Origin of the sequence: Dactylosporangium sp. NPDC050688 (assembly GCF_040654515.1) — a bacterium.
Taxonomy (GTDB): Bacteria; Actinomycetota; Actinomycetes; order Mycobacteriales; family Micromonosporaceae; genus Dactylosporangium.
This window is the reverse complement of record NZ_JBFAIC010000011.1, coordinates 51,088-77,253: the sequence shown is the minus strand read 5'-3', so window position 1 is coordinate 77,253 and position 26,166 is coordinate 51,088. Positions and strand designations below refer to the sequence as shown.

At 73.5% G+C, this 26,166-nt stretch carries 23 protein-coding genes; 9 read left to right on the top strand and 14 right to left on the bottom strand.

Annotation, left to right across the window (positions count from 1 at the left end; genetic code table 11):
• Positions 1–130: 130 nt before the first annotated feature.
• The 9 genes from AB0H83_RS13535 to AB0H83_RS13495 all read right to left on the bottom strand — a co-directional run bounded on the left by AB0H83_RS13535 (position 131) and on the right by AB0H83_RS13495 (position 9,422).
• Complete coding sequence (locus tag AB0H83_RS13535; protein ID WP_360091889.1) at positions 131–808, bottom strand: ATP-binding cassette domain-containing protein; 678 nt, start codon at positions 806–808, stop codon at positions 131–133.
• Complete coding sequence (locus AB0H83_RS13530; RefSeq protein ID WP_360091886.1) at positions 805–1,536, bottom strand: ABC transporter ATP-binding protein; 732 nt, start codon at positions 1,534–1,536, stop codon at positions 805–807. Before AB0H83_RS13530 ends, AB0H83_RS13535 begins: the two co-directional genes overlap by 4 nt.
• Positions 1,529–2,476, bottom strand: coding sequence for a branched-chain amino acid ABC transporter permease (locus tag AB0H83_RS13525; RefSeq protein WP_360091883.1), 948 nt, complete (start codon positions 2,474–2,476; stop codon positions 1,529–1,531). The genes AB0H83_RS13530 and AB0H83_RS13525 overlap by 8 nt, the downstream gene beginning before the upstream one ends.
• A gap of 32 nt (positions 2,477–2,508) precedes the next feature.
• The gene (locus AB0H83_RS13520; protein ID WP_360091880.1) at positions 2,509–3,378 is read right to left on the bottom strand and encodes a branched-chain amino acid ABC transporter permease; all 870 of its coding nucleotides are present in this window, start codon (positions 3,376–3,378) and stop codon (positions 2,509–2,511) included.
• Positions 3,379–3,383: 5 nt separating this feature from the next.
• Entirely contained in the window at positions 3,384–4,568 is a 1,185-nt protein-coding gene (locus AB0H83_RS13515; RefSeq protein WP_360091877.1) for an ABC transporter substrate-binding protein, read from the bottom strand.
• A gap of 64 nt (positions 4,569–4,632) precedes the next feature.
• Positions 4,633–5,208 carry an ATP/GTP-binding protein gene (locus AB0H83_RS13510; RefSeq protein WP_360091874.1) on the bottom strand — a complete coding sequence of 192 codons (576 nt, stop codon included), beginning with the start codon at positions 5,206–5,208 and terminating at the stop codon, positions 4,633–4,635.
• On the bottom strand, positions 5,205–5,600 hold the full coding sequence (locus AB0H83_RS13505) for a roadblock/LC7 domain-containing protein (protein WP_360091871.1): 396 nt from the start codon (positions 5,598–5,600) through the stop codon (positions 5,205–5,207). The genes AB0H83_RS13510 and AB0H83_RS13505 overlap by 4 nt, the downstream gene beginning before the upstream one ends.
• Positions 5,601–5,632: 32 nt before the next feature.
• The gene (locus AB0H83_RS13500; RefSeq protein WP_360091864.1) at positions 5,633–8,242 is read right to left on the bottom strand and encodes a nitrate- and nitrite sensing domain-containing protein; all 2,610 of its coding nucleotides are present in this window, start codon (positions 8,240–8,242) and stop codon (positions 5,633–5,635) included.
• A 511-nt stretch (positions 8,243–8,753) separates the two neighbouring features.
• Complete coding sequence (locus AB0H83_RS13495) at positions 8,754–9,422, bottom strand: aldolase/citrate lyase family protein (protein WP_360091861.1); 669 nt, start codon at positions 9,420–9,422, stop codon at positions 8,754–8,756.
• Positions 9,423–9,544: 122 nt separating this feature from the next.
• On the opposite strand from AB0H83_RS13495, the gene AB0H83_RS13490 reads away from it, so the two are divergent.
• The gene (locus tag AB0H83_RS13490) at positions 9,545–9,985 is read left to right on the top strand and encodes a hemerythrin domain-containing protein (protein WP_360091858.1); all 441 of its coding nucleotides are present in this window, start codon (positions 9,545–9,547) and stop codon (positions 9,983–9,985) included.
• Between the two features lie 60 nt (positions 9,986–10,045).
• Positions 10,046–10,924 carry an AraC family transcriptional regulator gene (locus AB0H83_RS13485; RefSeq protein WP_360091855.1) on the top strand — a complete coding sequence of 293 codons (879 nt, stop codon included), beginning with the start codon at positions 10,046–10,048 and terminating at the stop codon, positions 10,922–10,924.
• A gap of 45 nt (positions 10,925–10,969) precedes the next feature.
• Here the strand turns inward: AB0H83_RS13485 and AB0H83_RS13480 are convergent, their stop codons facing one another.
• Complete coding sequence (locus AB0H83_RS13480; RefSeq protein ID WP_360091853.1) at positions 10,970–11,698, bottom strand: TetR/AcrR family transcriptional regulator; 729 nt, start codon at positions 11,696–11,698, stop codon at positions 10,970–10,972.
• 70 nt (positions 11,699–11,768) lie between these two features.
• Between AB0H83_RS13480 and AB0H83_RS13475 the strand changes: the two genes are divergently transcribed.
• From AB0H83_RS13475 to AB0H83_RS13455, 5 genes are all read left to right on the top strand, one after another.
• Positions 11,769–13,367: a fibronectin type III domain-containing protein gene (locus AB0H83_RS13475; protein ID WP_360091850.1), complete on the top strand. Its 1,599-nt coding sequence runs from the start codon at positions 11,769–11,771 to the stop codon at positions 13,365–13,367.
• An 84-nt stretch (positions 13,368–13,451) separates the two neighbouring features.
• Complete coding sequence (locus tag AB0H83_RS13470; protein ID WP_360091847.1) at positions 13,452–16,031, top strand: fibronectin type III domain-containing protein; 2,580 nt, start codon at positions 13,452–13,454, stop codon at positions 16,029–16,031.
• 109 nt (positions 16,032–16,140) lie between these two features.
• Positions 16,141–17,097 (top strand): MoxR family ATPase, encoded by a 957-nt coding sequence (locus AB0H83_RS13465; RefSeq protein WP_360092224.1) that lies wholly within the window; start codon positions 16,141–16,143, stop codon positions 17,095–17,097.
• A gap of 15 nt (positions 17,098–17,112) precedes the next feature.
• Positions 17,113–18,288, top strand: coding sequence for a DUF58 domain-containing protein (locus AB0H83_RS13460; protein ID WP_360091844.1), 1,176 nt, complete (start codon positions 17,113–17,115; stop codon positions 18,286–18,288).
• A complete protein-coding gene (locus AB0H83_RS13455) occupies positions 18,282–20,615 on the top strand; it encodes a transglutaminaseTgpA domain-containing protein (protein ID WP_360091841.1) in 2,334 nt (777 codons plus the stop codon). Before AB0H83_RS13460 ends, AB0H83_RS13455 begins: the two co-directional genes overlap by 7 nt.
• Positions 20,616–20,639: 24 nt before the next feature.
• Here AB0H83_RS13455 and AB0H83_RS13450 read toward each other — a convergent pair whose 3' ends face one another.
• Genes AB0H83_RS13450 through AB0H83_RS13440 form a run of 3 tightly spaced genes read right to left on the bottom strand, consistent with a single transcriptional unit; the run spans position 20,640 to position 23,060 of the window.
• The gene (locus tag AB0H83_RS13450) at positions 20,640–21,263 is read right to left on the bottom strand and encodes a nucleoside/nucleotide kinase family protein (RefSeq protein ID WP_360091838.1); all 624 of its coding nucleotides are present in this window, start codon (positions 21,261–21,263) and stop codon (positions 20,640–20,642) included.
• A gap of 7 nt (positions 21,264–21,270) precedes the next feature.
• Positions 21,271–22,077 carry an SDR family oxidoreductase gene (locus AB0H83_RS13445; RefSeq protein WP_360091835.1) on the bottom strand — a complete coding sequence of 269 codons (807 nt, stop codon included), beginning with the start codon at positions 22,075–22,077 and terminating at the stop codon, positions 21,271–21,273.
• Positions 22,077–23,060 (bottom strand): LLM class F420-dependent oxidoreductase, encoded by a 984-nt coding sequence (locus AB0H83_RS13440; RefSeq protein ID WP_360091832.1) that lies wholly within the window; start codon positions 23,058–23,060, stop codon positions 22,077–22,079. Before AB0H83_RS13440 ends, AB0H83_RS13445 begins: the two co-directional genes overlap by 1 nt.
• 110 nt (positions 23,061–23,170) lie before the next feature.
• Between AB0H83_RS13440 and AB0H83_RS13435 the strand changes: the two genes are divergently transcribed.
• Together AB0H83_RS13435 and AB0H83_RS13430 are read left to right on the top strand one after the other, a co-directional pair.
• Positions 23,171–23,377 carry a hypothetical protein gene (locus AB0H83_RS13435; protein ID WP_033363038.1) on the top strand — a complete coding sequence of 69 codons (207 nt, stop codon included), beginning with the start codon at positions 23,171–23,173 and terminating at the stop codon, positions 23,375–23,377.
• Positions 23,378–23,467: 90 nt separating this feature from the next.
• Entirely contained in the window at positions 23,468–24,886 is a 1,419-nt protein-coding gene (locus AB0H83_RS13430) for a GH1 family beta-glucosidase (RefSeq protein WP_360091828.1), read from the top strand.
• 508 nt (positions 24,887–25,394) lie between these two features.
• Here AB0H83_RS13430 and AB0H83_RS13425 read toward each other — a convergent pair.
• Positions 25,395–26,060, bottom strand: a complete 666-nt coding sequence (locus AB0H83_RS13425) for a response regulator transcription factor (protein WP_360091825.1) — start codon at positions 26,058–26,060, stop codon at positions 25,395–25,397.
• Between the last annotated feature and the right edge of the window lie 106 nt (positions 26,061–26,166).

Here is a 26,166-nt window from a genome sequence, read left to right as displayed (position 1 = left end):
TGATCCAGGTCGCGTCCCGGCCATCCGAACGACCACCACGCGACTTCGATCAACCGGGCAAGATCACAAGGGAACCGACCGCGGCGGGACCGGCCACGTGCCGCGACCCGCGGGGCGGCGCCACGACGACCTATCGGAACATGGAGATTCCAGCCGCCCCTTCGGCGGTCGTCTCGGCACGGTCCGTGACGGCGCCGTTGGACAGGAAGACCAGGCGGTCGGTGACCGCGCGGGCGTGTTCGGGCTGCTGCTCGACCAGCAGCACGGTCAGCCCGGTGCGGGTCAGCTCGGCCACGACCCCGCGGACCCGGGCGGCGAGGTCGACCGCGAGCCCCTCGCACGGCTCGTCGAGCAGCAGCAGCCGCGGCTGGGTGAGCAGCGCCCGGGCGATCGCGAGCATCTGCGCCTCGCCGCCGGAGAGCTGGTTGCCCTTGTGCGTGCGCCGCTCCCCGAGCCGCGGCAGCAGCTCCAGGACCCGCGGCACGGTCCACTCGCCCTTGCGCCGGGACAGGCCCAGGTGCTCGGCGACGGTGAGGCTGGCGAAGACCCGGCGGCCCTGCGGCACCAGCGCGACGCCGGCCCGGGCGATGCGGTGCGCCGGGCGCCCGGCCAGCTCGGTGCTGTCCAGCCGTATGCTGCCCGAGCGGGCCTTGACCAGGCCGGCGATGGTGTGCACGAGGGTGGTCTTGCCGGCGCCGTTCATCCCCAGCACCGCCAGGGCCGTGCCCTGCGGCACCTGCAGGTCGACCCCGTGCAGGACGGTGCCGCCGCCGTACCCGGCGTGCACCCCTTCGATCGTGAGCGTCATGGTGCGACTCCGGCGTAGGCTGCCGCCACCTCGGGCGAGGAGCGGGTCTCCGGGACTGTGCCGGTGTGCACGTGACGCCCCGAGTGCAGCACGGTGATCCGGTCGGCGAAGCCGTAGACCAGGTCGAGGTGGTGCTCCACCAGCAGGATCGCCACGGTGCGCGGCAGCGCCGCCAGCAGCGACGCGAGCAGTTCCACCTCCGGCGGCGCCAGACCGGCGGCCGGCTCGTCGAGCAGCAGCAGGCGCGGCTCGCCGGCCAGGGCCATCGCCAGCTCCAGCTGCCGGCGCTGCCCGTGCGACAGCGCGCCCGCCGCGGTGCGCTCCACGCCGGCCAGGCCGACCTCGGCGAGCAGTTCCCGGGCCCGCTCGCGCCCGCCGGCCCGCAGCCGGCCCCACGGTCGGCGGCCGGCGACGAGCACATTGTCCAGGGCCGGCAGGCTCGACCAGACCGCCGGGTGCTGGTGGGTACGCCCCACACCGAGGCGGGCCCGCCGGGCCGGCCCGAGCCGGGTGACGTCGCGCCCGTCGAAGCGGATCCGGCCCGCGGTCGGCCGCAGCGACCCGGCGATGAGGTTGAGCAGGGTGGACTTGCCTGCGCCGTTGGGGCCGATCAGCCCGAGCCGGTCGCCGGGCGCTACCCGCAGGTGGACCCCGTCCAGGGCGGCGAGGTCACCGTACCGGCGGCCGAGGCCGTCGACCTGCAGGAGGTCACTGGGCAGGTCACTCATGTGCCGACCGCTTTCCTAGCAGACCACGGGGCAGGAGGTAGACGCAGATGACGAACAGCCCGCCGAGGATCAACGGCGCGTGCCCGGCCAGGCGGTCGTCGGTGCCGGCCAGCCAGTCGCGGGTCGCGACGACGAGGCCGGCGCCCAGCAGCGCGCCGACGAGCGACGTGGCGCCGCCGATCACGACCGCGAGCAGCACGAGCGCGGCGACGTCGAAGCCGCCCGCGCCGGGCGACACGTACCGCTCGACGGTGACCAGCAGCGCGCCCGCCGCACCGGCGAGGGCACCGGCGGCCACGTAGGCCACGGTGAGGTAACCGGCGACGGGGTGGCCGCTGGCCCGCATCCGGGTCTCGCCGTCGCGGGCCGCCCGCAGCATCGCCCCGGCCGGCGAGCGCAGCACCAGCAGCACGATGCCGACCAGCACCGCGACGACGGTGAGGACGTAGAGGTACGTGGCCCGGTCGGTGTCCAGCGTGACGAGGCCCGGCAGCGGCGCCGGCGAGGTGAAGGCGAGCATGCCGTCGGTGCCGTTGGTGACCGCCTTCCACCGGCCCGCGACGGTCGAGGTGAGCTCGCCGAGCGCGAGGGTGATCATGAGGACCACCACGCCCCGCGCGTACACCACCAGCGGCGCGGTGACGAGGGCGAACAACGCCCCGGCCCCGGCCGCCGCCAGCAGCTGCACGACGCCGATGTGCACGTCGTGGCGCACCAGCGTGGCCGCGGTGTAGGCCCCGACAAGGTACGGCGCGGTCTGCCCGAGCGTCGGCAGGCCCGCGACGCCGGTGAGCAGCGCGACGCTCACGGCGAGGAGCCCGACGACGAGGATCTTCGTGAGGGTCTTGGTGGCGTACTCGTCCAGCACCCATGCCATGGGCACGAGCGCGACGATCAGCGCGGGGAAGCCGAACGGCGCCAGCCGCCTGAAGGCGCTCATGACTCGCAGCCCTCCGCTGCGCTCCGGGCCGCTCATGTGGCGACCCGCCGGGACTTCAGCAGGCCGCCGGCCCGCAGGGCGAGGACCACGGCCATCGCGCCGAACATCAGGAACGGCGCGAGGGTCGGCTGGGCGGTGACGCCGACGGTCTGGATCTCGCCGACCGCGATCGCTGCGATCAGCGCGCCGCCGATCGACCCCATCCCGCCGAGCACCACCACGACCAGCGACAGCAGCAGCACCAGGTCGGCGACGCGCGGGCCGGGCCCGATGATCGGGGCACCGAGCGCCCCGGCCAGCCCGGCGAGGGCGCCGCCCACGGCCAGGACGCCGGTGCGCACCTTGAACGGGTCGACCCCGAGCGTGGCGACCATGTCCCGGTCGTCGACCGTGGCGCGGACCAGGCTGCCGGCCCGGGTGCGGGCGACCACGACGTACAGCGCGACCGCGATCAGCGCGGCCACGCCGATGAAGGCGAGCCGGTAGCCAGGGTAGGAGTGCCCGGCGATGTCGACCGGCCGGTCCAGGGAGGCCGGGACGGTGATCGGCAGCTCGTCGGGGCCGAAGACCGTGACGAGCAGGTCGCCGACGACGAGCGCGACGCCGAAGGTGAGCAGCGCCTGGGCGAGGTGGCCCCGCCCGGCGAGCGGCACCAGCAGCACCGAGAGCAGGGCCCCGCCGGCCGCCGCGGTCGCGGTGCCGATGAGCACCGCGAGCGCGAGCGAGCCCCACGAGCCGTCGCTGACCTTCGCCGCCGCGTAGGCGCCGAAGGCGAACAACGTGCCGTGCGCGAGGTTGAGCACGTCACCGACGCCGAAGGCAAGGGTGAGCCCGGCGGCGACGACGAACAGCAGCAGGCCGTAGGCCACGCCGTCGACCGCCGGGATCAGGTACGCGTCCAACTCGGTCAGGCACCAACCGTCGCGAGGTCCTGCACCATGACGTTGGCCAGGGCCCGGCCGTCGTTGCGGACCTGCCGCAGGTACCACTTCTGGATCGGCGAGTGGGTCTTCGGGCCGAACTGCCAGGAGCCGCGCGGCGAGGAGATCTGGCCGAGCTTGGCGACGGCGGCGTTGATCGACTCGGGGGTCGGGTTGGCGCCGGCCGCCGCGATCGCCCGGTCCAGGACCGCGGCCGCGTCGTAGGACGCCATCGCGTACTCGGTCGGGGTCGCGTCCGGGTGCTTCTGGCGCCAGGCGGCGACGAACTTGCGGTTCTCCTCGTTGTCGAGGTCCGGCGAGTAGTTGCAGACGTTCAGGATGTTCTGCGCGGCGGGGCCCTGCGCCTGCAGCACCGAGCCCTCGGTGAGGAAGCCCGCGGCGTACAGCGGGATGTCCTTGGCGTCGGACTGCGCGTACTGCTTGACGAAGTCGATCGCGGCCTTGCCGGCGTAGAACGTGTAGACGGCCTTGGCGTTGCTCTGCTTGATCTGCGAGAAGTACGGCAGGAAGTTCGTCGTCGTCGGGAACGGCGTCCACGTGGCCTTGCCGTTGACGAGCTGGCCGCCGATCTTGGTGAACTCGGTGGTGAAGCCGCCGACCTGGTCGTAGCCACCCTGGTAGTCCGGGCCGATCGCGTAGACCGGGCCGTTGACCTTGTCCTTGATGTACTGCGCGATGGCCTGGCCCGCGTCGGTGGACATGAAGCTGGTCGTCCACACGCCGCTGAGGTCCTTGAGGTCCGGCCGGCCGTTGGAGCCGATCAGCGGGATCTTCGCCTCGGCGAGCAGCGGCGCGACGGCCGCGACCGAGCCACCGCCGACGATGCCGGTCATGGCGACGACCTTGTCGTCCTTGATGAGCTTCGTGGCGGCGGGCACCGCGGTCGGCGCGCCGTCGCCCTCGTCGGCGATCTTCAGGTCGATCGGGTGGCCGCCGAGCTTGTTGTCGTGCGTCGCAAGGTACAGCTCGAAGCCGCTCTTCAGGTCGGTGCCCACCGCCTGGTAGGTGCCCGAGAGGGAGGCGAGGAAGCCGATCTTCAGGGTGGAGGCGGCGGCGCCGCTGGAAGCGTTCGAGTCGGAATCGGCGCAGCCCGCGGCTGCGAACAGCAGCCCGGCGGCGAGTGCCGCACTGACCAGCGATCGTCGTTGCATGGTTCTCCTACGTCTCTGTGCGTTCGCGGTTGGTGAAACGGTTCAAGAGGAATTCACCAGGGGATCAGCGGCGGGCACCAGTGCGCTGCGCAAGCGCGTGCTCGGTCACGGCCACCAGGATTTCCTTGGCCGACGCCCGCGAGCGGACATCGGCGTTGATCATCGGGACGCTCCGGCTGACCGCGAGGGCGTCGCGGATGTCCTCAAGGTGGTACCGGGCGGCGCCTTCAAAGTGGTTGACGGCGATGACGTACGGCAGCCGCCGGTTGTCGAAGAAGTCGATGGCGCCGAAGCAGTCGGCGAGGCGCCGCGTGTCGGCGATGACGACGGCGCCGATCGCGCCACGGCACAGCTCGTCCCACATGAACCAGAACCGCTTCTGCCCGGGCGTGCCGAACAGGTAGAGCACGAGGTCCTGGTACAGCGTGATGCGGCCGAAGTCCATGGCGACGGTGGTGCTGCCCTTGTCGGGCACGAGGGTGGAGTCGTCGTGCCCGATGCTGGCCGCGGTCATCACGGCCTCGGTCGTCACCGGCGGGATCTCCGAGATCGCCCCGACGAGGGTGGTCTTACCGGCGCCGAACCCGCCGGCGATGATGATCTTTACTGCGGTCGGTCGCCCGCGTCCGGAAGTCGTCACGCCGGCGCCCCACGCACGGACGGGGACAGCGCGTCACCGATCCGGTTGGCCAGCTCGGTCATCTCGTAGGACACCTTGCCGACGTCGGCGTGCGGCGAGGCCAGCACCAGCAGCGAGGCACCGTCGCTGAACGCCATGCAGAACATGAACCCGCCGTCGAGCTGGGTCACGTTGGAGATGACGCTGCCCGCCTCGAAGAACCGCGCCGCGCCGGCCAGCAGCGCGACGAGGCCGCTGCCGGTGGCGGCCAGCTGGTCGGCACGGTCGCGTGGCAGGGCCCGGGTGTGCGCCAGCACCAGCCCGTCCGCGGAGATCGCCAGCGCGTGGCTGACGTCGGGCGTACGGCTCGCAAAGTTGTCCAGCAGCCAACCGAGATTACTCGGGTCGGTCACAGAAATGGTCCTCTCTTGCTGTTCTTCGTGCTTCAGGAGCCGGTCGGCCGGCGGCCGGCCACACCGCGGGCGTAGGCGGACATCGCGGCGGCGACCTTGGTGGGGTCGCGGCGCGCGGCGGAGGAGCGGTCCGCCTGCGACGGCACGGCGGCACCCGGCACCAGATGCCGCTGGGGCGCGCGGACCGGTAGGCCCGACGCGGTGACGGCACTGACGTCCGGCGTGGCCGCCTGCTGGGCGGCGCGCCAGCCGACGTCGGCGCTCGACTCCCAGTTCGGAGGCTCCTCGGCGGCGGCGTACCCACCGGGGGTCACCAGCTCGGCCGGCGTCTCCGTGCGGAACCAGCCGTTGACCGACTGGAAGATCGGCAGCTCGATCGAGTCGTCGGCGTCGGCGAGGATCGAGGGCATCTCCGGCTCAGGCAGCGGTGGCCATGCACCCGGTCCGGGCGGCATCGGCGTCGCGGTGCGGTGGTCGCGCTGTGCCGCGAACTCCTGCGTCTGCGCGTAGTCCTGCGCCGGTGGGTAGTCCTGCGCGGGAGTGAAGCCCTGCGCCTGGTTGAAGCCCTGCGCGGGGGTGAAGCCCTGGCCCGGGGTCGCGACCCGGTACTCCTGAGTTGGCACGTCGAACAGGCTCGGCGGCGCGGTGCGCGGCGCCGGCGTGAACAGATCCGCGGCGACCGGGCGGGCCGGGGCGCCACCCCCGCCGTTGCCGTTGCCGGCGGTGGTGCTGTAGCCGGCCGGCGGGCCCGCGGTGACCGCCGGCGCCGGCGTGAGCTGCGGCTGGCGCTCCGCGGCCATGATCGGGCGGACCACGTCCTTGGGGATGACCACCTCGGCGAGGGTGCCGTTGTGCTGACCGGGCCGCAGCTGCACCTGGATCTGGTACCGGGCCGCGATGTGCCCGACCACGGTGAGACCCATGGCGCGCACGGCGGCGATGTCGATCGCGGGCGGCTGGGCCAGCAGCTCGTTGAGCTGCTCGCGCCGCGACGGGGCCAGGCCCACGCCCTCGTCGACGATCTGCAGGATGACCCGGTCGCCGAGCGCGCGGCCGGTGACCCACACCTCGGACTCCGGCGGCGAGTAGCCGGTCGCGTTGTCCAGCAGCTCGGCGAGCAGGTGCACGATCTCGTCGACCGCCTCGGCCACGACCGCGACGTCATCGTCGACGCTGCCGAAGCGGACTCGGGTGTAGTGCTCGATCTGCGAGATCGCGGCCTGCAGGACCTTGCCCATCGGGGCGTCCTCGCGGCGGACGCGGGCCGCGCCGGAGCCGCCCAGCACGAGCAGGCTCAGGTTGATCCGGGCCATCCGGGTGGCGAGGTGGTCCAGCTGGTACAGCTGCTGCAGGCGGTCCGGGTCGGTCTCGTCGCGCTCGACCCGGTCGACCTGGGCCAGCACGGCGTCAACCAGTCGCTGCTCGCGGCGGGACAGGTGGACGAAGATCTCCGCGACGTTGGAGCGCATGACGGCCTGCTCACCGGCGATGCGGACCGCCTCGCGGTGTACCGCGCGGAACGCCTGTGCCACGTCGGCGACCTCGTCGGCGCCGCCGACGACGAGCCGCGACGACGCCTGGTCGGCGACCTCGTCCGGGTCGACGGTGCCCGGTGCGGCCGCGCGCAGCTCCGCGACGACCGCGGGCAGCTGCTCGTAGGCGACCTCACGGGCCGAGTCGTGCAGGGCGCGCAGGCGCCGGGTGATGCGCCGGGCCACGATGCCGGTGAGCACGATGGCGATGAGCAGCACCAGGGCGACGCCGGCGATCTGGATGACGGCCTGGGTCATCTGCTCGTCGCCCAGGTTGCCGACCTTCGTCACGATCGCGTCGTCGACCTTCTGCTGGACCCCGAACAGCAGGCCCGACCAGCCGGACATCGCGTTGATCCAGGCGCCGGTGTCCAGGGCGACGCTCTGGCCGGGACGGGTGCGGTTGACCTGGTCCTGCAGCCGCTGCGCGGCGATGATCTGCTCACCGGTGCTGGCCTGCTCGTACCAGCTGCGCCACTGCACCGGGGCGAGGTCGTTGAACTGGACCGTGGCCTCGACGAAGCTGGTCCGGGTCGCGGTGATCTCCTGCTGGAGCGCGGGGGTCAGCTCGTCGGCCGCGACGGCGCGCAGCACGGCCGCCTGCTGCTGGCCGAGGGCCTCCGCCGCACGGGACAGCGCGGCCGCGGCGCGGATCTGGTCGGCGAGCTCCGTGGGCGCGCCGGATCGGGCCACGGACTCCCGGTAGGACAGCAGGTCCGCGATGAGGATGCGGTAGCTGAACGCGACGCCGGACACCGACGCGCGCGGGTCCTTGCGGACCTGGTCGCGCAGGCTGGCCAGGTCTTCGAGGTTGGCGTCGACGCGCCGGACCACCTCGGGCGCGTCGCTGACGCTGCCCCGGCGCTTCCGGTAGGCGTCCACGTTGTCGTTGGTGATCATCACCTGCGACGAGAAGGCCTCCAGCTGTGCCGAGGCCGGGTTGAGCAGCACGTTGACGGCCGCGGCCCGCTCGCGCTGCAGCGCGTGGGCGAGCCCACCGGCGTCGGCGGCGAGCTCGGCGAAGTTCTGCAGCTGCCGGCTGCGGTTCACCTGCTGCACGGTGCTCACCAGGGCGATACCGGCGAACACGACGACGGCGACGAGCGGCACGGCGACGATGAGGCGAAGCTGGTCGATGATCCGGCGGCCGGGCCGCTCACGGCGTCCGCGTGGGTCCTGAAGCTGCGGCGCTGGGGCCAGAGCGGCATGACGTGTCGGCCGTCGATCGGGACTCGGCCGAGGGTCGCGCTCCTGCCTCGGGACGGGCAGCGAAGACGAGCTCTGGCTTTGGGTCACGAAGAGTCCCCGCAGGCATCCGAGATTGACAATACGGGCCAGTCCTGACAAGCAGGCGCATGACGTTGAGCACAATCACAGCTCGGCCGATCGGTGTCAATACCGACGTCCCGGATACCGCGCCGAACGCCTCGTTCTTCCTCATCCATTGGGCCGGCACGCAGGAACCCATACGGACCCTAACGGCTGCCACAGGGCCAGATTTGCCTGCTCCGCGGATGCTCGGCGCAACGCCGACGTCTCCGGGTTTTTACGGTACGGAAATACTCACGCAACGCACTGTCGACAGCACAACGGGTCATCACTTGTCACAGGCCACATAATTTCATGCCAATGTCCATGCGTTTGCAAATACCTTGTTGGCGATCCGGACCTGTTCGTCGTCCAGGCAGGTCCGGCCGCCGAAGCCGAGCCTGCGCAGGGCCTCGGCGGAGGATTCGCAGTCGGTGCCGGCGGGGCACGCGGCGGCGATCGGCGGGCGCAGTCCGGTGGCGGCGCCGGCCAGCACGACCATCGACCGCGCCCACAGCAGCTCCGGCTCGCCGGGGCCCGGCTCGACGCCCAGCTGCCGGGTCAGCGGCCCCTCGGCGAGCTGCAGCCGGGCGACCCGCGGCGCGCGGGCGATCTCGGCGGCCTGCAGCACCGCGGCAGCCGACGCCAGGCGCGGGATCACCGCGATCCTGCCGACCGGCAGGCCGGCCGCCTCCTCCGCCTCCGCGACGACCGTGCCGAGGGCGGCCAGCTCGGTGGCCGACTCCGCGGCGACGCAGATCCCGACCAGCGCGGGCGACACGACGTCGCGCACGGCACGGTGCCCGCGCTCCCCGCCCGCGAGCCGCGCCCAGACGGCGGGTCGCGCCCACCCGGCGGACCGGGCCCCGATCCACGACCGCACCGCGGCCGGGTCGCCGGCGCGTTCGAGGTCGACGACGAGCGCGTCGGCCTCGCCGGCTCCGACATTTCGAATATCGGGCACATACAGCCACGACCTCATGCTCCGATCATCGGGCGCGGAGCGTGGTACCGCACGGCGTGCGGTGCGGTTTGACCGTTTGACCCCTCTTGTACCCGGGTATGCGTGCACGCTGAACGGTGACCGAGACGACAGGGGGAGTCATGGCATCCGACGCTGTCACGCTGATCATGAGCGACCACCGGGTCATGGAGCAGCTCTTCGACCGGCTGCGGGCCGGCTCGGGCGACCGCCAGGCGCTGCTCGACGAGATCGCCGCGCGGCTCACCGCGCACAGCCACGCCGAGGAGCAGCGGGTGTACCCGTCGCTGCCCGCCGACCTGGCCCACCACGGCGCCGACGAGCACCACTTGGCCGAGCGGCTGCTGCACGACCTGCAGCGGATGGGGCCGCAGGACGAGGCGTTCGGCGACCGCCTGGACGACTTCATCGCCACCGTCGCCCACCACGTCGAGGAGGAGGAGAGCACGGTGCTCCCCGCGCTGCGCGACGCCGTCGGCGACGCCCGGCTGATCGAGCTCGGTGCCGCCTTCGAGCAGGTCCGGCTTGAGGAACTGGCCGTCGCCGGCATCAGCGTGTCGTAGCCGTCCCCCGCCGGGCGGGCATTCCGCGCCGGGCCGGGCTTGGGTACAGTCGTCCTGGTCATGGTGCTTCTGGGCGCTTCACCGACCGCGGCCGTCGATGCGGCCCGGCTCAGCGACCTGCCCGCGCACCGGGCGCCGCAGCGGCCCCAGGACCACGTCGTCATCCTCGTCAGTGCCGGGCAGGGCACCCACACCCTCGACTTCGTGACCCACGCCTGCCGGCCCGGCACCCTGCTGTGGGGCCGGCCGGGCCAGGTGCACCAGTTCGGCGGGCAGGCGGGCTTCGACGCGACCGTCCTGGCCTTCGCGCCGTCGATCCTGCCGCCGCTGCCCGTGCGGCTGGTGGCGGACCCGTTCGCGCCCGCCTGCTGGCAGCCCGCCGGCGAGGACGAGGAGGCGATCGTCGCGGAGATCGCGCAGATCGCGGTCGACCGGGCCCGCAGCGACGGCAGCCAGCTCAGCCGCACCCTGCTCGCACACCAGGTCGCGGTCCTGCTGATGCGGATCGCCGCCCTCGCGCCGCCGCCGCGCACCGGCCCGGCCGCGGACCTCATCGAGCGGCTGCGCGCCGAGATCGAGCGTGACGTCACCCACCGGCGGGTCGAGGACCACGCCGAGCGGCTGGGCTGCTCCGTGCGCACGCTCACCAGGGCGAGCCTCGCCGTGACCGGCCGCAGCGCGAAGCAACTCGTCGACGAGCGGATCGCCCTGGAGGCCAAGCGCCTGCTCGCCACGAGCGACCTGCCGGTCGCCGAGGTCGGCCGCCGGCTCGGCTTCGACGAGCCGACGAACTTCGGGCGCTTCTTCAGCCGCGAGACCGGCCAGGCGCCGGGCGCGTTCCGGGCGCAGCTGCTGCGCTCCCCCGCCGCGCCGCGCATCCCGCACCAGCGCTCGTCCCTGCCGGGCCGCCTGGCCCCGCTGACCCGGCGCACCGCCTGATGCATCGAGACATAGATATATACAGTGTGACCTCGCGGCCGCGGGTCAGCCGCCGCCGGTGAGGTGGCAGCCCGACGGGCCCTCGGGGACCGGCATCGTCAGCTCGCTCGCCGCCTCCTCGCGGCCGACGAACGGCACCAGCGTGAAGTACGCGAGCATCGGCAGCAGCGCCGGCAGCTGCTCGACCCGGCCCGCCGCGACGTAGCGGTAGATGGTCGCGTAGATGCCGCCGACGACCGTCTCGACCAGCTCCTGCGGCATCGGCAGGTCACCGGCGCTGGGCGCCTCGCTGAAGAAGCGGTCGAAGCGGCGCAGCAGGTTGGCGCGCTCGGCCCGGGCGAGCGGCCCGGCCGCGTCGATCTCCACCACCGCCGTCGTGGCGAACGCCGGCAGCTCCGCGAGGACCTGCAGCAGCACCCGCAACGCGGCGCGGGCGCCGTCGCGCCAGGCCGGCTCGGCGCGGTACGCGGACTCCATCAGGTGCAGCAGCAGGTCGGTGCCGTGCCGGTACGTGGCGATCAGCGCGTCGTCCTTGCCTGCGAACAGCGCGTAGAACGCGGGGCGGGTCACGCCCGCCGCCCGGCAGATGTCGCTGACGGTCGCGTTGGCGTACCCCTTCCCGGCGACGGTGTGCACGACCGCGTCGTAGAGGCGCTCCCGCTGGTTGGCCGCCACGACCTCGGGCGGCACCCTGCTGGGCCCGCGTTTGATGGCGCGGGCCGGGTCGCGCGCCTCACGCGCGCCGGGCAGCGGGCTCAGCGATTGATCTGCCATCCCACAAGTATCGATCAGGCGCGCTGCAGCGGGGTGGCGCCGGGGGCGCGCGACAGGGCAGAGTAACGGCGTGTCCTCGTCCGCCCAACTCGCCAACGCCGTGCAGGGTGCGCGCGCGGTGGCGGCGCAGGGCGACGTGCGGGGCGCGTTCGCGCTGCTCGACCAGGCTCTCGACGCCGCCACCGGCACGCTCGGCGGTGACGACCCGGACGTGCTCGCCGCGACCTGCGTCCTCGCGAAGTTCCACACCGACCTGGGCGAGCTCGGCGACGCCCGGCGGCTGCTGGAGGAAGGCCTGGCCGCCGGCTATCACCGCCTGGGTGACGGGCACGCGGTGATGCTCGCGCTGTCCTACGAGCTGGCCCGCATCGCCGACGAGCTCGGCAACGTGTACGAGGCGAAGCGGCGCTACGGGCAGCTGACCCGGCTCGGCCCGGCCGCGCTCGGCGAGGACCACCCGAGCGTGCGGGCCGCCCGGCGGTACCTGGGGCTGCCGGAGCCGGGCGGGGCGTTCCACGTGCCGCACCAGTCGGCGCCGGCGCCGTTCGAGCCGCTGTCCGCCCCGACGGGCACGACCACGCCGCCCGCCACGGCAGTGCAGGCGGCGGCGCCGGACGGCCCCGCCGGTGCCGCGACGTGGCCGGTGGAGCAGCGCGCCGCGCCGGTCTTCCGTCCCGAGCCGCGCAACGAGGCGTGGTCCGAGCCGCGCGATGAGGTGCGGCCCGAGCCACGCGACGAGGTGCGGCCCGAGCCACGCGACGAGGTGCGGCCCGCGCAGCGCGAAAAGCCGTGGCCCGCGCAGCGCGACGAGATGCGGCCCGCGCAGCCGGCACCCGCGCCGCTGTGGCGGCATGACGAGCACGACGACTGGGACGAGCCGGTTTCCCCGCCGGCGCCGCACCGGCCCGACGCGCCGGCCGGCGCCGGGTGGCGGCAGGTCGACCCGGGCGTGCTGCAGCGGCCGGACACCCCGCCCTGGCCGTCCCCCGCGCCGGACGAGCCGACCAGCGGCGGCGCCTTCCCCACCAGCGGCGGGGCGTATCCCACCAGCGGCGGCGCCCACCCCACGAGCGGAGCCCCGCCCACCAGCGGCGGCGCTCCCGTCAGCGGTGGGGCGTATCCGGCCGGCGGCGCCCTCGTCCAGGAGCGCGCGCCGTGGACGCTCGACCAGGCCACGCCTCCGCTGCCGCACGGCGACGCCCCCCGGCGCCGGTCGCCGTTCATCGCGCTGCTGGTGATCCTGGTCGTGGCGGTGCTCGGCGGGGTCACCGCGGCGGTCGTGTCGTACGTCGCGGCCCGCCCCGACCGGCCGGCCGCCGAGCGCAGCGAGCCGCCGCCGGCGAGCGCGGCGCCCAGCCGGACGGGCGCGGGCCAGGCCGGCGCGAGCGGCGCGGCCGGCGACCCGAAGGCGCCCGGCTCGCTGCGGCTGCGCGACGACAAGACATCCATCACACTGACCTGGACCGATCCGTCGAAGGGATCGGTGCCGTTCATCGTCGCCGGCGGCCAGCAGGGCGCGCTACGGCAGCTGCAGGTGCTCGCGGCGGGCGCCACGACGTACACGCTCAACGGCCTGAACCCGAAGCTCGACTACTGCTTCACAGTTGCAGCAGTCTATGGAACGGACAGTGTCGCACTCTCGGATCTGGCCTGCACGCAGCGTAAATAACGAAGCGAACAGATCACGACACGCCGGGTATGCAGGGCCAATCGACAGGAATATGATGGGCGCCGGTTTCGGGGAGGGGGCCGCATGGTGAGCATTCGTTCGCGCAAGGGCGGCGGACTGGTCACGCTCGGCACCGTCGTGGGCCTGATCGCCGTCCTCGGCCTCACGCTGTTCGGCACCGGCGCCGCCAACAACGCGGTGGCCAGCTATGACGTCAGCTCCTGGCTGTGGAGCAACGACAAGGGCGAGGTCGCCCGGGTCAACGGCGTCACCGGCAAGGCCGACACCCGCACGAAGATCACCGATGCGCAGGGCCACACCATGCAGGTGAGCCAGAGCGACCGGTTCGTGATCCTGCGGGACCTCAACACCGGCAAGATCAGCGTGCTGGACCTGACCAGCCTGACCCTCGGCGCGACGACGCAGGCCACGCCCGGTCTCGGCGTCACGGTCGCCGTGCACGACGACGTGGCGTTCATCGTCGACACCGTGCAGGGGCAGGTGCGCCAGCTCGACCCGGCGACGCTGCTGCCGGTCGGCGAGACCCTGACGTTCCCGCCCGGGATCTCCGGCGGCACGTTCGACGACACCGGGCGGCTGTGGCTGCTGGTGCCGTCGGAGGGCACCGTCGTGGCGGTCAAGCCGGCGCCGGCGAAGAAGCCCAGCGGCGGCGCGAGCGGAGGCCAGGGCGGCGGGCTCGCGTCCGATCCGACCAAGGTCAAGACCATCGGTGTCGCCGACCCCAACCACGACCTGGCGCTGTCGATCCTGGACACCGGCGTCGCCGTGCTGGACAAGACCGCGACGACGCTCACCACGCTGCGCGGCGACGCCCTGAAGAAGGTGCCGCTGCACCTGACCGGCAACGGCGCGATGCCGCAGCGCACGGTCGGCGGCGACGTGCCGGTGACCGTCGTGGACGACCGGCACGTCTACGTCGTCAACGGCGACTCGGTCAGCGACTTCACCGTGCCCGGCGAGAGCCCGAAGCTGCAGCCGTGCGTGGCCTGGTCGGGGCGGTTCTACTGCGCCGACGACGCGACCGGCACGGTCTACGTGCTCGACGCCACCGGCAAGCCGCTCGACGCGATCCAGATCAAGGCCGGCGGCAAGGCCCTGGAGATCGAGGTCCGCGAGGACCGCATGTTCATCAACGCGCCCGGCGGGTCGACCGCGCGGGTCGTGGACTCCAAGCACCACGTGCAGGTCGTCGACAAGTACAACAACGACGTCGTGGGCGGCGAGGCCCCGCCGGTGCCGCCACCGCCGCCGCCGGCGAAGCCACCGGTCGGCCCGCCCGGCGCGCCGCCACGGGTGACGGCGACGCCCGGCAACGCCTCGGCCCGGGTCACCTGGACCGCGGCGCCCGCCAACGGCAGCGCGGTGACGAAGTACGTGATCGAGGGCGACGGCAAGCAGCACGAGGTCGGCGCGAGCCAGCGGGCGATCGACATCACCGGCCTGACCAACGGGCAGTCCTACCGGTTCACCGTCTACGCGGTGAACGCCAAGGGCAACGGCCCGAAGAAGGCGGCCAACCCGGTCACGCCGACGTCGCAGGTGCCTGACGCGCCGGTGAGCGTGGCGGCGACCGCCAACCCCGACGGCACGGTCACCGTCACATGGCCGGCCGCCAACGGCCAGGGGCACAAGATCGTCCGGTACACGATCACGACGGTGTCCGGTGACGAGTCGAAGACCTTCGAGTCGGCGCAGCCGACGTTCAGGGTCCCGGCCGGCGAGCTGGCCTACGGCACGCAGGTCGCGTTCCGGGTCGCGGCGGTCAACGACATCGGTGCGAGCTCCGGGCAGTCGCCGCTGAGCCCGTCGGTGGTGCCGTTCACGAAGCCGGGCGCGCCCGGCGGCCTGACGGTCCGGGCGGTCGCCACGAAGCGCGGCACGGTCGTGGCCGCGTGGCGGGCCGCGGAGGACAACGGCGCGCCGATCACGGGTTACGAGGCCACGGTCAACGGCGTGCGGCAGGACCTGGGCACGGGGCTGTCGAAGGAGTTCGGCGGCTTCGGCGACAACGAGCGGGTCACCCTGCAGATCCGGGCGGTCAACAGGGCCGGCGAGGGCGCCGCGGCCAGCGGCGCGGCCAACACCCTGGCGGCGCCCACGATGCGGATCGACACGGCCAACAGCCGGGCCGCGCTGCAGTCGATCACGGTGGCGTTCACCGCGACCGACGGCGGCGGCGCACCGGCGCGGTGCCGGCTCGACGTGGCCGGCGTCGGCGCGGTGGAGAACGCGTGCGCCGGCTCGCTGACCATGGGCGGCCTGTGGCCGAACACGGCCTACAACTACACGGTCACGGTCACCAACGCCGCCGGGATGACGGCCAACGGCACCGGCTCGCTGTCCACGCCCGCCTACCGCGGCACCGTGGTCTGCGGCGACACCAGCTACTGCGGCCGCGGCGCGTCCAACGGCGGCATCTGGGTCTACCGGACCCCGACGCAGAACGGCTCGGCCGTCGGCGACGTCTACGCTCCTGACTCCTACACCGCGATCTGCCGGACCAACGGCTCCAGCGTCAACGCCGAGCCGTGGGGCGGCAAGCAGAGCAGCGTCTGGATCAGGATCAACTTCCAGGGCGAGAACTACATCCCGTACGCGTGGTTCGACCTGCCGAACGGCACCGGACCGCTGAGACCGTGTTGAGCGCATGTCCGGCAGGAGCACAGTGAGCACACCCGAACCACCCCCCGGCGCGCAGCCGGTCGCACCGCCCGTCCCGCAGCACGACCAGGGTCCGCCCGCCGCCGAGGAGATCGCGGCGGCGGCGGATCTGGTCGGCCGGCTCGCCCGCAACATCGACTCGATCGTGCTGGGCAAGCAGCAGGTGATCCGGCTGACCATGACGGCGCTGCTCGCCGAGGGGCACGTCCTGCTCGAGGACGTGCCCGGGGTCGGCAAGACGACGCTGGCGCGAGCCATGGCGGCCAGCGTGCAGGGACAGTGGCGGCGCATCCAGTTCACGCCCGACCTGCTGCCGTCCGACGTCACCGGGGTCACCATCTTCAACCAGGCGACCCGCGGCTTCGAGTTCCACCCGGGGCCCGTGTTCGCCAACATCGTCATCGCCGACGAGATCAACCGGGCCTCGCCGAAGACGCAGTCGGCGCTGCTGGAGGTCATGGAGGAGCGCTACGTCACCGTCGACGGCGTCCGGCACGCGGTGCCCCGGCCGTTCCTCGTCGTCGCTACGCAGAACCCGATCGAGATGGACGGCACCTACCGGCTGCCGGAGGCGCAGCTGGACCGGTTCCTGATGAAGCTCGCCGTCGGCTACCCGAGCGAGGCGGTCGAGATCGAGGTGCTGCGCGGCGCCGTGACCCGCTCCCCCGAGGCCCTCGACCCGGTCACCGACACGCAGGTGGTCGCGCAGCTGGTGCGCCTGGCCCGGCGGGTGCACATCGCGGATCCGCTGCTCGGCTACGCGGTGCGGCTGGGCAACGCGACCCGCGCCCACCCGCGGGTGCGCGTCGGCGTCAGCCCCCGCGGCGTCATCGCGCTGACCCGGGCCGCGTCGGCGTACGCGCTCATCGACGGCCGCGGCTACGTCGTGCCCGAGGACCTCAAGGCCCTGGCCGAGGCGGTGTTCGCGCACCGGCTGCTGCTGTCGCCCGACGCGCAGGTCCGCGGCGTCGCGCCCGGCGACGTCGTGCGCGAGGTGCTCGACGCGGTGCCGGTGCCGGTGCCGACGGCCGCGCCCGTCGCGGTCTGACGGCGCGGGACGACGATGCGGTTGACGTCCCGCGGGACCGGTCTGTCCCTGGCCGCGCCGGTCCTGCTCGCCGTGGGTTTCGGCTTCCAGTATGCGCAGCTCACCGTCGTCGGCACGGCCGCCGTCGCCGCGGTGCTGTTCGCCTTCGCGTACGTGTGGTGGCGGCCCCGGCTGACCGTGCGGCGGGCGGTCGACCCCGACCGGGTCATGCGCGGCGAGTCGAGCACGGTGACGCTCACCGTCGGCAACAGCAGCCGGATGCGGGGCGCGACGCTGATCGCCCACGACCGGTGCGGCCCAGCGGCGGTGCCGGTGCCGCTGCTGCGCCTGAAGGCCGGCGGCACCACCACCGCCTCCTACCCGGTGCCGACGGCCCGCCGCGGCGTGGTCGACATCGGGCCGCTGCGCGTCGTGCGGCGCGACCCGCTCGGGCTGCTGACGCTGGCCCGCGGCTACGGCGGCGTCAGCAAGGTGTGGGTGTACCCGGCGGTGCACCACCTCAGCGCGGTGCCGACCGGCGTGATGCGCTCCCTCGACGGGCGGGTCGACCGGGTCCCGCACGGCAGCATCACGTTCGACACGCTGCGGGAGTACGTCGTCGGCGACGAGCTGCGGCACGTGCACTGGCGCACGACCGCCCGGGTCGGCGAGCTGATGGTCCGCGAGCACCTCGACACCAGCCTGCCGCGCCTGGTGGTGCTGCTCGACGACCGCCTCGCCGCCTACCCCGACGCCGACCGCGCACAGGCCAGCGAGCACTTCGAGTCCGCGTGCGAGGCGGCCGCGTCGATCGTGATGGCGGCGTTCCGGGAGGAGCTGCCGGTGACGCTGCGGCTGGCCCGCGGCGGGCACGCCGCAGGCAAGGACACCCGCACCTACCTGGACCTGCTGGCCGAGGCGACGCTCGCCGGCGGCACCGGCGGCACGCCCGGCAGCGACCATCTGGACGCGACGGTGGCGCAGCTGCGCACCCGCCGCGCCGGCGACACCCTCGTCTACCTGACCGGGCCCGGCGGCGTCGCCGACCTCGGGCGGATCGGGACGCTGCGCGCCGCGTACCCGTCGCTGGTCGCCGGCGCGTTCGGCACGGCCGACGGGGAGGTGCCCACCGCGTTGGGGGGCCTACAGGTCCTCGCCGCGGCCGACGGGGCCGACTTCGCCGCCGCCTGGGACGGGGTCGGCACATGGTGAGGCGGCTGCTGGTCGCAGTGGCGCTGCTCGGCATGCTGGTCATGGCCGCGTTCGCCCTGTCGCCGATCTACCACGGCCCGCTGCTGCTGCAGCTGATGGCGGGCGCCGCCGCCGGCTCCGTCAGCATCAGCGTCGCCGCCCGCCGCCTGCCCGGCTGGAGCGCCGCCCCGCTGAGCGTCCTCGGCCTCGCCGGGATCGTCATGATCGCCATGCGGGTCTCCGCCGCCGCGGCCGGCGTCGACGGCGACCTGCCCGCGCTGCGCGAGGCGCTGCGCAACAGCGTCCCCCGGCTGCTGCTGGCACTGATCCCGATCGAGCCGCAGCCGGATACGGTGCTGCTGCCGGTGATCCTCACCTGGCTCGCCGGGCTGGCCGCCGCCGAGCTCGGCGTGCGCTACCACCGCGTGCTGCTGTCCTACGCGCCGCCGACGGTGCTGTTCGGCGGCGCGCTGTACCTCGTCGGCCCCAACGGCACGGCCGCGAGCTGGGTGCCGCTCGCGTTCGCGGGCTTCGCCGCGCTCGGGCTGATCGTGTCCAACCGGCCGCCGCCGGCGGAGGCCGACCAGCGGCTCAGCGCCGACCAACGGCGCACCCTGCGGCTGCGGGTCGGTGCCGGCGCCGCCGCCGGTCTGGCCGCGATCGTCGCGCTGTCGCAGCTGCTCGGCCCGAGCGTCGCGGCCAAGGTCGGCACCAGCCCGGCCGAGCCGCGCAACATGGTGACCCCGCCGCAGCTCGACTCGCTCGACGAGAGCCCGCTGGTGCGGCTGTCGGGCTGGGCGCTCAACCACGACCAGCACCTGTTCGACGTCGAGGTGACCGGCACCGACGCGCCGCCGCCGGTGCGCCTCGCGGTGCTCAACGACTACGACGGCGTCACCTGGCGCGTCGGCGCCACCTACCGCAACGCCGGCCGGGTCGTGGCGGCGAAGCCGGTGCTCACCGACCCGCAGGTCCGGCAGGTGTTCCGCATCGCCGACCTCGACGGGCGGCTGCTGCCGGGGATCGCCACCCCGGAGGAGGTCAACGGCGTGCGGGTCGCCGTCGACACCACCGACGGCACGATGATCCTGTCCGACGGGCTGCGGCCCGGGCTGCAGTACAGCGTCGTGTCCCGGGCGCACCGCCCCGACGAGAACGCGATGCAGGTCGCCGACGTGCCCAACACCGACGCCGTGGCCCGGCACCTGGCGCTGCCCGGCAAGGTGCCCGACTCGATCGCGCAGCTGGCGCAGCACCTCGGGGAGGGCGTGTCGTCGCCGTACCAGAAGGCGTTCGCGATCGCCGGCTGGCTGTCGGAGCACTACAAGGTCGTCGGCGACGCTCCCAGCGGGCACGCCTACCCCAACGTCGAGTACTTCCTGTTCGGCCCCAAACAGGCCGGCGGGCAGAAGGGCACGTCGGAGCAGTTCGCGGCGGCGTTCGCGGTCCTCGCCCGGCTCATGGGCCTGCCGACCCGGCTGGCCGTCGGGTTCCGGGTCGCCGCCGGGCGCAACGAGGTCCGCGGCGGTGACGCCGTCGCCTGGCCGGAGGTGCTGTTCAACGGCGTGTGGGAGCCGTTCGACCCGATGCCGAAGGCCGACACGGTGCAGCGCCCGACCGAGGACGACTTCCGGCCCAAGCCGCCCGCGTCGCAGCCGCCGCCGGAGACCGTGCCGGCGCCGTCGGGCTCGGCCGCGTCGCCGTCGGCGAAGCCCACGGTGGCCCCGACCGGCGACGGGTCGGGCAAGGACTCCGGCGCCGGGGTCATGGTCGCGATCGGCGGCGGTTCGCTCCTGCTTGCCTTGTTGGCGTTCGCAGCGGTGGTACCGCTGGCGAAACGCACCCGCAGGCGCCGCCGGCTCACCCGGGGGACCCCGGCGCAGCGCATCGAGGCGGCCTGGGCGGAGGTGCTCACCGGGCTGCGCCTCGCGGGGCGGCCTGCCCCGCCGCACCTGACGGCGTCGGAGGTGGCGCGCTACGCGGCGACCGCCGCCACCGGCCGCGCCCATTCGAAACCCCGCGGCGTGGCTACGATCCGCTCCGCGACGCCGCCGGTCGACGACGTCGCCGCCCTGGTCAACGCGGTCGCGTTCGCCGGCCCGCAGCCGGCCCGCGGCCTGCCCGGCGGCTCAGGCGGCTTCGGCGGCCCGGGTGGCTTCGGCGGCCCGGGTGGCTTCGGCGGCCCGGGTGGCTTCGGCGGCCCGGGTGGCTTCGGCGGCCCGGGCGAGGAGCAGGCCACCCGGGCGGCAGTGCAGGCCGTCGCGTACGTCGATGAGCTGCGGGCCAGGCGGAGCTTCTGGCGCCGGCTGCGCTGGACGCTCGACCCCCGCCCCCTGTTCTGGAAGTAGCCCGTCAGTTGGACATCGCGAGCGTCAGCTTCTGGTCAGGATGAGGTCCGCGCGGTCCCGGGTGCCGGCGATGACCGCCGCGTTGCGCTCGTCGCTGCGCTCCACCCAGTCGTGGGCGTCGTGCAGGCCGAGCCCCTTCGCCAGCTGCCGGCGCACCAGGGAGTCCTGCCGCAGGTCGTCGGGGGCGTCGAGGTACAGCACCAGGTCCAGCAGCTGCCGCACCTCGGCCCACGGCCCCTCGTCCAGCAGGAGGTAGTTGCCCTCGACGACGATCACCCGGGTGGTGACCGGCACGGGGATCACACCGCCGATCGACTCGTGCAGGGTGCGGCTGTAGCTCGGCGCGTACACGAGGTGGTCCGCCGCGCGCAGCCGCCGCAGCAGGTGGACGAACCCCGCCGCGTCGAACGTCTCCGGCGCGCCCTTGCGGTCCGCGAGGCCGAGCCGGTCCAGCTCCACGTTGGACAGATGGAAGCCGTCCATCGGCACGGCCACGCTGCCGTCCAGGGCCGCCGCGAGGGCCGTGGACAGCGTCGACTTGCCCGCCGCCGGTGGGCCGCAGATGCCGATGAGGGTGCGGCCCGTGTGCTGCCGGACGAACGGGCCGACCACGTCGAGCGCCTCACTGAGCACGTCCGGCCGTCTCATGCCGGGCTCAGGACTCCAGGCGGGCGGCCAGGCCCCGCATGCCGGCCAGCCACCGGTCGGTGTCACTCGCCCGGTGCAGGTAGTACTTCTGGACCTCGGGGTGCGGCAGGATCAGGAACCGCTCCGCGGCGAGCCCCTCCACGACGGACCCGGCGACCGACTCCGCCGACAGCACCACTCCCCCGGCCGCGGTGACCTTCGCGCCGATGTGCCCGGCGGCGAGCCCGTCCTGCAGCATCGGGGTGTCCACGCCCTGCGGGCACAGCGCGCTGACCTTGATGCCCCGCGCGCCGTACATGATGGACAGCCACTCCGCGAACGCCACGGCCGCGTGCTTGGTCACCGCGTAGGGCGCGTCGCCGACGGCGGTGAGCAGGCCGGCGGCGGAGCAGGTGTGCAGCAGGTACCCCTCGCCGCGCTCCAGCATGCCGGGCAGCACCGCGCGGGCCGAGGAGACGTGCGACTGGACGTTGACCGCCCAGGTCCTTGACCAGGTCTCCGCGGACGCCTCCAGCCCGGCCCCGGTGAGGATGCCGGCATTGGCGCAGAACAGGTCAATGCGGCCGGCCCGATCCTCGGTCTCCGCGACGAGCTCGGCCACCTGGTTCTCGTCCGTGACGTCGACGGCCACCGCCCTGGCCTCGGTGGCGGTCCCGGCCTTGGTGATGCCCTCGGCCAGGGCCGCGGCGGCGTCGCCGTCGAGGTCGGCGAGGACGAGGGTGGCGGCGCCCTCCGCGGCAAACCGGCGGGCCATGGCGGCACCGATGCCGCCGGCCGCACCGGTGATGACGACGACCTTCCCGGCGAGGTCCATTACCGCGCTCCCAACGCCCGCAGCGTGTCCAGCAGCACCTGCGGGCCGCCTGCGGTGAGCTCCGGGGTCGGCAGCAGCGCCATCACCGGGGTGGTGACCCCGGCGTCGGCGTAGCGCCGCACGTGCTCCCGGCACCGCTGCGGGCTGCCGTGCACGATCAGCGCGTCGACGACCTCGTCGGGGATCGCGGCGAGCGCCGCCTTGCGGTCGCGGGCCGCCCACGCGTCCCACATCGCCTTGAGCGCCTCGCCGCGGCCGAGCCAGCGGTGGAACGCCGCATACGCGGGCACGGTCAGGTACGCGGCGATGAGCCTGCGCGCCGTCTCCCGCGCTACCGCCACGTCCTCGGTCGGGCAGACGAAGATCCGGGCGGCGACCTCGAACCCGTCGCCGGCGCCGGCCAGCTCCCGGCGGACCGTCGCGACGTCCTCGACCGACAGCCAGTTGAGCACCACGCCGTCTGCCTCGGCCGCGGCCAGCCGCAGCATCTTCGCCCGCAGGGCCGCGAGCAGCAGCTTCGGCGGTACCGACGGCGGCCGCTCCAACTTGAAGCGCCTGACCTGGAACGTGTCGAACGCCCCGTCGACCAGCTCGCCGGCGAGCGCGGCGCGCAGGAAGCGCAGCACATCGCGGCTGCGCTCGAACGGCCGCTCGAACGGCACCGCGTTCCAGTCGCCGACGACGACCGGCGACGACGCGCCGATGCCGAGCGCGACCCGCCCCGGCGCGGTCTCCGCGAGCGTGGCGGCCTGCATCGCGATCAGCGCCGGACCACGGGTGAAGACCGGCACGACGGCGGTGCCCAGCCGCAGCCGCGGCGACCACACCGAGGCCAGGGCCAGCGGCGTGAACGCGTCCGTGCCGGCCACCTCCGAGGACCAGACGTCGGTGTACCCCAGATCGGGCAACACCTGGAGCAACGCCGCGTGCTCGGGCAACGGCACACCGGCGAGCGGCACCGTCAGCCCCCATTGGCTGGTCATCAACCGATCATCTCCGTGGCACGGCTGGTGTGGCAAGCGAGACGGCCAGGTAGCCTTCCTCCGGTTTCTCACACCGTTTTCGTGGACCTCGATCGAAGGAGCCGTCACACATGCTTGGTCTGGAGAAGAAGCTCGTCAAGGAGTGGGAAGGCAAGAGCGCCCAGGAGCTCGCCGACGCCCCCGTCACCGCGATCGCCGGCGTGACCGAGGCCGACGCCGAGAAGCTGCTCGCCGCGTTCGGCATCAAGACCGTGCGCGACCTGGGCACCAACAAGTACTTCCGCTGGGCGCAGGGCCTCGTGGCGCTCGCCGACTGACGCTCCGCCGGTCTCCGGCCGTCCCGGGCTCCCGTCCCGGGACGGCTTCTCCTGTCGTGGCCGGGTGCGCGGGGGAGCTACGTTTGCCGCATGCGACGGCGTCACGTGCTCACCCTGGCCACCGCCGGTGCCGTGACCGCCGGCTGCGGCCCTGACGGCACGCCGCGGCAGCAGGCCTCCAGCGCGCCCGCCGCACCGGTCGCACCCGCGGGCCTGACGTTCCCGAAGGGGTTCGTGTGGGGGGCGTCGACGTCGGCGTACCAGGTGGAGGGCGGCGCGACGGCGGACGGCCGCGGCCCGTCGGTGTGGGACGTCTTCAGCCACGAGCCGGGTCGCACCAGGGACGGCGGCACCGGCGACGTGGCCGCCGACCACTACCACCGCAGCTACGAGGACCTCGACCTCATGCGCGAACTGGGCCTGAAGAGCTACCGCTTCTCGATCTCGTGGTCGCGGGTGCTGCCGACCGGCCGCGGCACCGTCAACGCCAAGGGCCTGGACTTCTACCACCGCCTCGTCGACGGCCTCCTGGCCCGCGGCATCACCCCGCTGGTCACCCTCTTCCACTGGGACACCCCGCAGGCGCTGCAGCAGGCCGGCGGCTGGCAGCAGCGCGACTGCGCGAAGTGGTTCGCCGACTACGCCAGCACCGTCTGCTACTCCCTCGGCGACAAGGTGCAGTCCTGGCTGACGCTCAACGAGCCGAAGACCGTCGTCGAGGTCGGCTACACCGCCGGCATCCACGCCCCCGGGGTGCGCGACCGCCGCATCGCCAACGTCGCCGGCCACCACCTGCTGCTCGGCCACGGCCTCGCGGTCCAGGCGTTCCGGGCGACCGGCCGCAAGGGCCGCATCGGTGCCGCACTCAACCTGTCCCCCGTCTACCCGGCCGACGACTCCGAGGCGGCCCGCCGCCAGGCCGTCCTCGCCGACGCCGAGGAGAACCGGCGCTGGCTCGACCCGGTGCTGCTGAGCCGGTACCCGGACGACTGGCTCGCCGCCCAGCCCGCCGACGCCCCGGTCCGCACCGCCATCCGCGAAGGCGACCTGGCGGTCATCGGCTCGAAGAGCGACCTGCTGGGCGTGCAGTACTACAACCCCGCCCACGTGACGGCGAAGGGCGGCCGGGTCCAGAAACACCCTACGACGCAGGCCAGCTGGCAGGAGGTGTACCCGCAGGGCCTGTACGACCTGCTCACCCGCATCAAGCGCGACTACGGCGACATCCCGCTCACCATCACCGAGAACGGCATGCCGTCGGTGCAGGAGACCGACGACCAGGACCGCATCGTCCTGCTGCGCGACCACCTCACCGCCGCCCACCAGGCGATCAGCGAAGGCGTCCGGCTGGAGGGCTACCACGTGTGGTCGCTGCTGGACAACTTCGAGTGGGCCGAGGGATACACCCAGCGCTGGGGCATCATCCACGTCGACTACGCGACCCAGCAACGCCGCCGCAAGGCCAGCGCCGACTGGTATCAGCAGGTGATCGCCCGCAACGGCATCTGACCCGCCCGGCGCCGCCTGCGCTGCGCGGCGCGGCGGCCGCCGTCCCGCAAGCCGGACCACCGGCCGTCCCACCGGCCGGACCACCGGCCGGACCACCGTGATGATCCAAGTCGCGTCCCGGCCATCCGAGCGACCACTGCGGGCCTTCGATCAACGGTCGCATGATCCAAGGCGGCCCGTGGCTGTGCCCGTCGGCGCGCTCGGCGTCGGCCGGCGCGGCAGACACCCCTCGAAACTGCCGTGAACAGCCGGATCCGTCCGTTGATAAAGGAGCAGGCGAGACCGTTGATCAAAGGGAGGGAGAGGTGGGGGCCGGGCCGGAAGAGGTGAGGACCGGGCACTCGCTGACCGCTTTGCCGCCTGCATCCGGACCTCGATCTCCCACCACCACTCATGATCGACGGACGGATCCGGCCACTCGGATGACCACTGCGGGCCTTCGATCAACCGGGCAAGATCACAAGTGAGCCGGACACGACCGCGACGGGGGTCGGCTTCTTCGCGGCGGTCAGCCCAGCCAGCCGGGTCTGACCAGGCCGGCCTCGTACGCGAACACCACCAGTTGCGCCCGGTCCCGCGCCCCCAGCTTGATCATGGCCCGGCTGACGTGTGTCTTCGCCGTGGCCGGGCTGACGAACAGCTTCGTCGCGATGTCCTCATTGGACAGTCCCGCCCCGACCAGGGCCATCACCTCCCGCTCCCGGTCGGTCAGCACCGCCAGCGACATCGGCGCCAGCGGCGCCCGCGACCGGCTCGCGAACTCCTCGATCAACCGCCGCGTCACCCCCGGCGACAACAGCGCGTCCCCACCCGCGACCGCCCGCACCCCCCGCAGCAGGTCCACCGGCTCGGTGTCCTTCACCAGGAACCCGCTCGCCCCGACCCGCAACGACTCGAACACGTACTCATCCAGGTCGAACGTCGTCAGAATCACGATCTTCACCGCCGCCAGCCGCCCGTCGGCGACGATCCGCCGCGTCGCCTCGAGCCCGTCGAGCACCGGCATCCGGATGTCCATCAGCACCACGTCGGGCAGTGTCTGCACCGCCAGCCGCACCGCCTCCGCCCCGTCCGCGGCCTCCCCGACCACCTCCAGGTCGGCCTGCGCGTCGAGCAGCGCCCGGAACCCGGCCCGCACCAGCGCCTGGTCATCGGCCAGCAGGACCTTGATCACCCTCGCTCCTCCCGCTCCTGAGACCCGCCGCTGCCGCGCACCGGGCGGGGACCGGCCTTGTGCCGGCCGCTGCCGCCCTCGCCCCGGCGCCTTCTCATGACCGCAC

Coding starts and splice junctions, on each gene's coding strand:
- AB0H83_RS13535 (WP_360091889.1), bottom strand. CDS start 808: ATGACGCTCACGATCGAAGGGGTGCACGCCGGGTACGGCGGCGGCACC.
- AB0H83_RS13530 (WP_360091886.1), bottom strand. CDS start 1,536: ATGAGTGACCTGCCCAGTGACCTCCTGCAGGTCGACGGCCTCGGCCGC.
- AB0H83_RS13525 (WP_360091883.1), bottom strand. CDS start 2,476: ATGAGCGCCTTCAGGCGGCTGGCGCCGTTCGGCTTCCCCGCGCTGATC.
- AB0H83_RS13515 (WP_360091877.1), bottom strand. CDS start 4,568: ATGCAACGACGATCGCTGGTCAGTGCGGCACTCGCCGCCGGGCTGCTG.
- AB0H83_RS13495 (WP_360091861.1), bottom strand. CDS start 9,422: ATGAGGTCGTGGCTGTATGTGCCCGATATTCGAAATGTCGGAGCCGGC.
- AB0H83_RS13490 (WP_360091858.1), top strand. CDS start 9,545: ATGGCATCCGACGCTGTCACGCTGATCATGAGCGACCACCGGGTCATG.
- AB0H83_RS13485 (WP_360091855.1), top strand. CDS start 10,046: ATGGTGCTTCTGGGCGCTTCACCGACCGCGGCCGTCGATGCGGCCCGG.
- AB0H83_RS13480 (WP_360091853.1), bottom strand. CDS start 11,698: ATGGCAGATCAATCGCTGAGCCCGCTGCCCGGCGCGCGTGAGGCGCGC.
- AB0H83_RS13470 (WP_360091847.1), top strand. CDS start 13,452: ATGGTGAGCATTCGTTCGCGCAAGGGCGGCGGACTGGTCACGCTCGGC.
- AB0H83_RS13460 (WP_360091844.1), top strand. CDS start 17,113: ATGCGGTTGACGTCCCGCGGGACCGGTCTGTCCCTGGCCGCGCCGGTC.
- AB0H83_RS13455 (WP_360091841.1), top strand. CDS start 18,282: ATGGTGAGGCGGCTGCTGGTCGCAGTGGCGCTGCTCGGCATGCTGGTC.
- AB0H83_RS13450 (WP_360091838.1), bottom strand. CDS start 21,263: ATGAGACGGCCGGACGTGCTCAGTGAGGCGCTCGACGTGGTCGGCCCG.
- AB0H83_RS13445 (WP_360091835.1), bottom strand. CDS start 22,077: ATGGACCTCGCCGGGAAGGTCGTCGTCATCACCGGTGCGGCCGGCGGC.
- AB0H83_RS13440 (WP_360091832.1), bottom strand. CDS start 23,060: ATGACCAGCCAATGGGGGCTGACGGTGCCGCTCGCCGGTGTGCCGTTG.
- AB0H83_RS13435 (WP_033363038.1), top strand. CDS start 23,171: ATGCTTGGTCTGGAGAAGAAGCTCGTCAAGGAGTGGGAAGGCAAGAGC.
- AB0H83_RS13430 (WP_360091828.1), top strand. CDS start 23,468: ATGCGACGGCGTCACGTGCTCACCCTGGCCACCGCCGGTGCCGTGACC.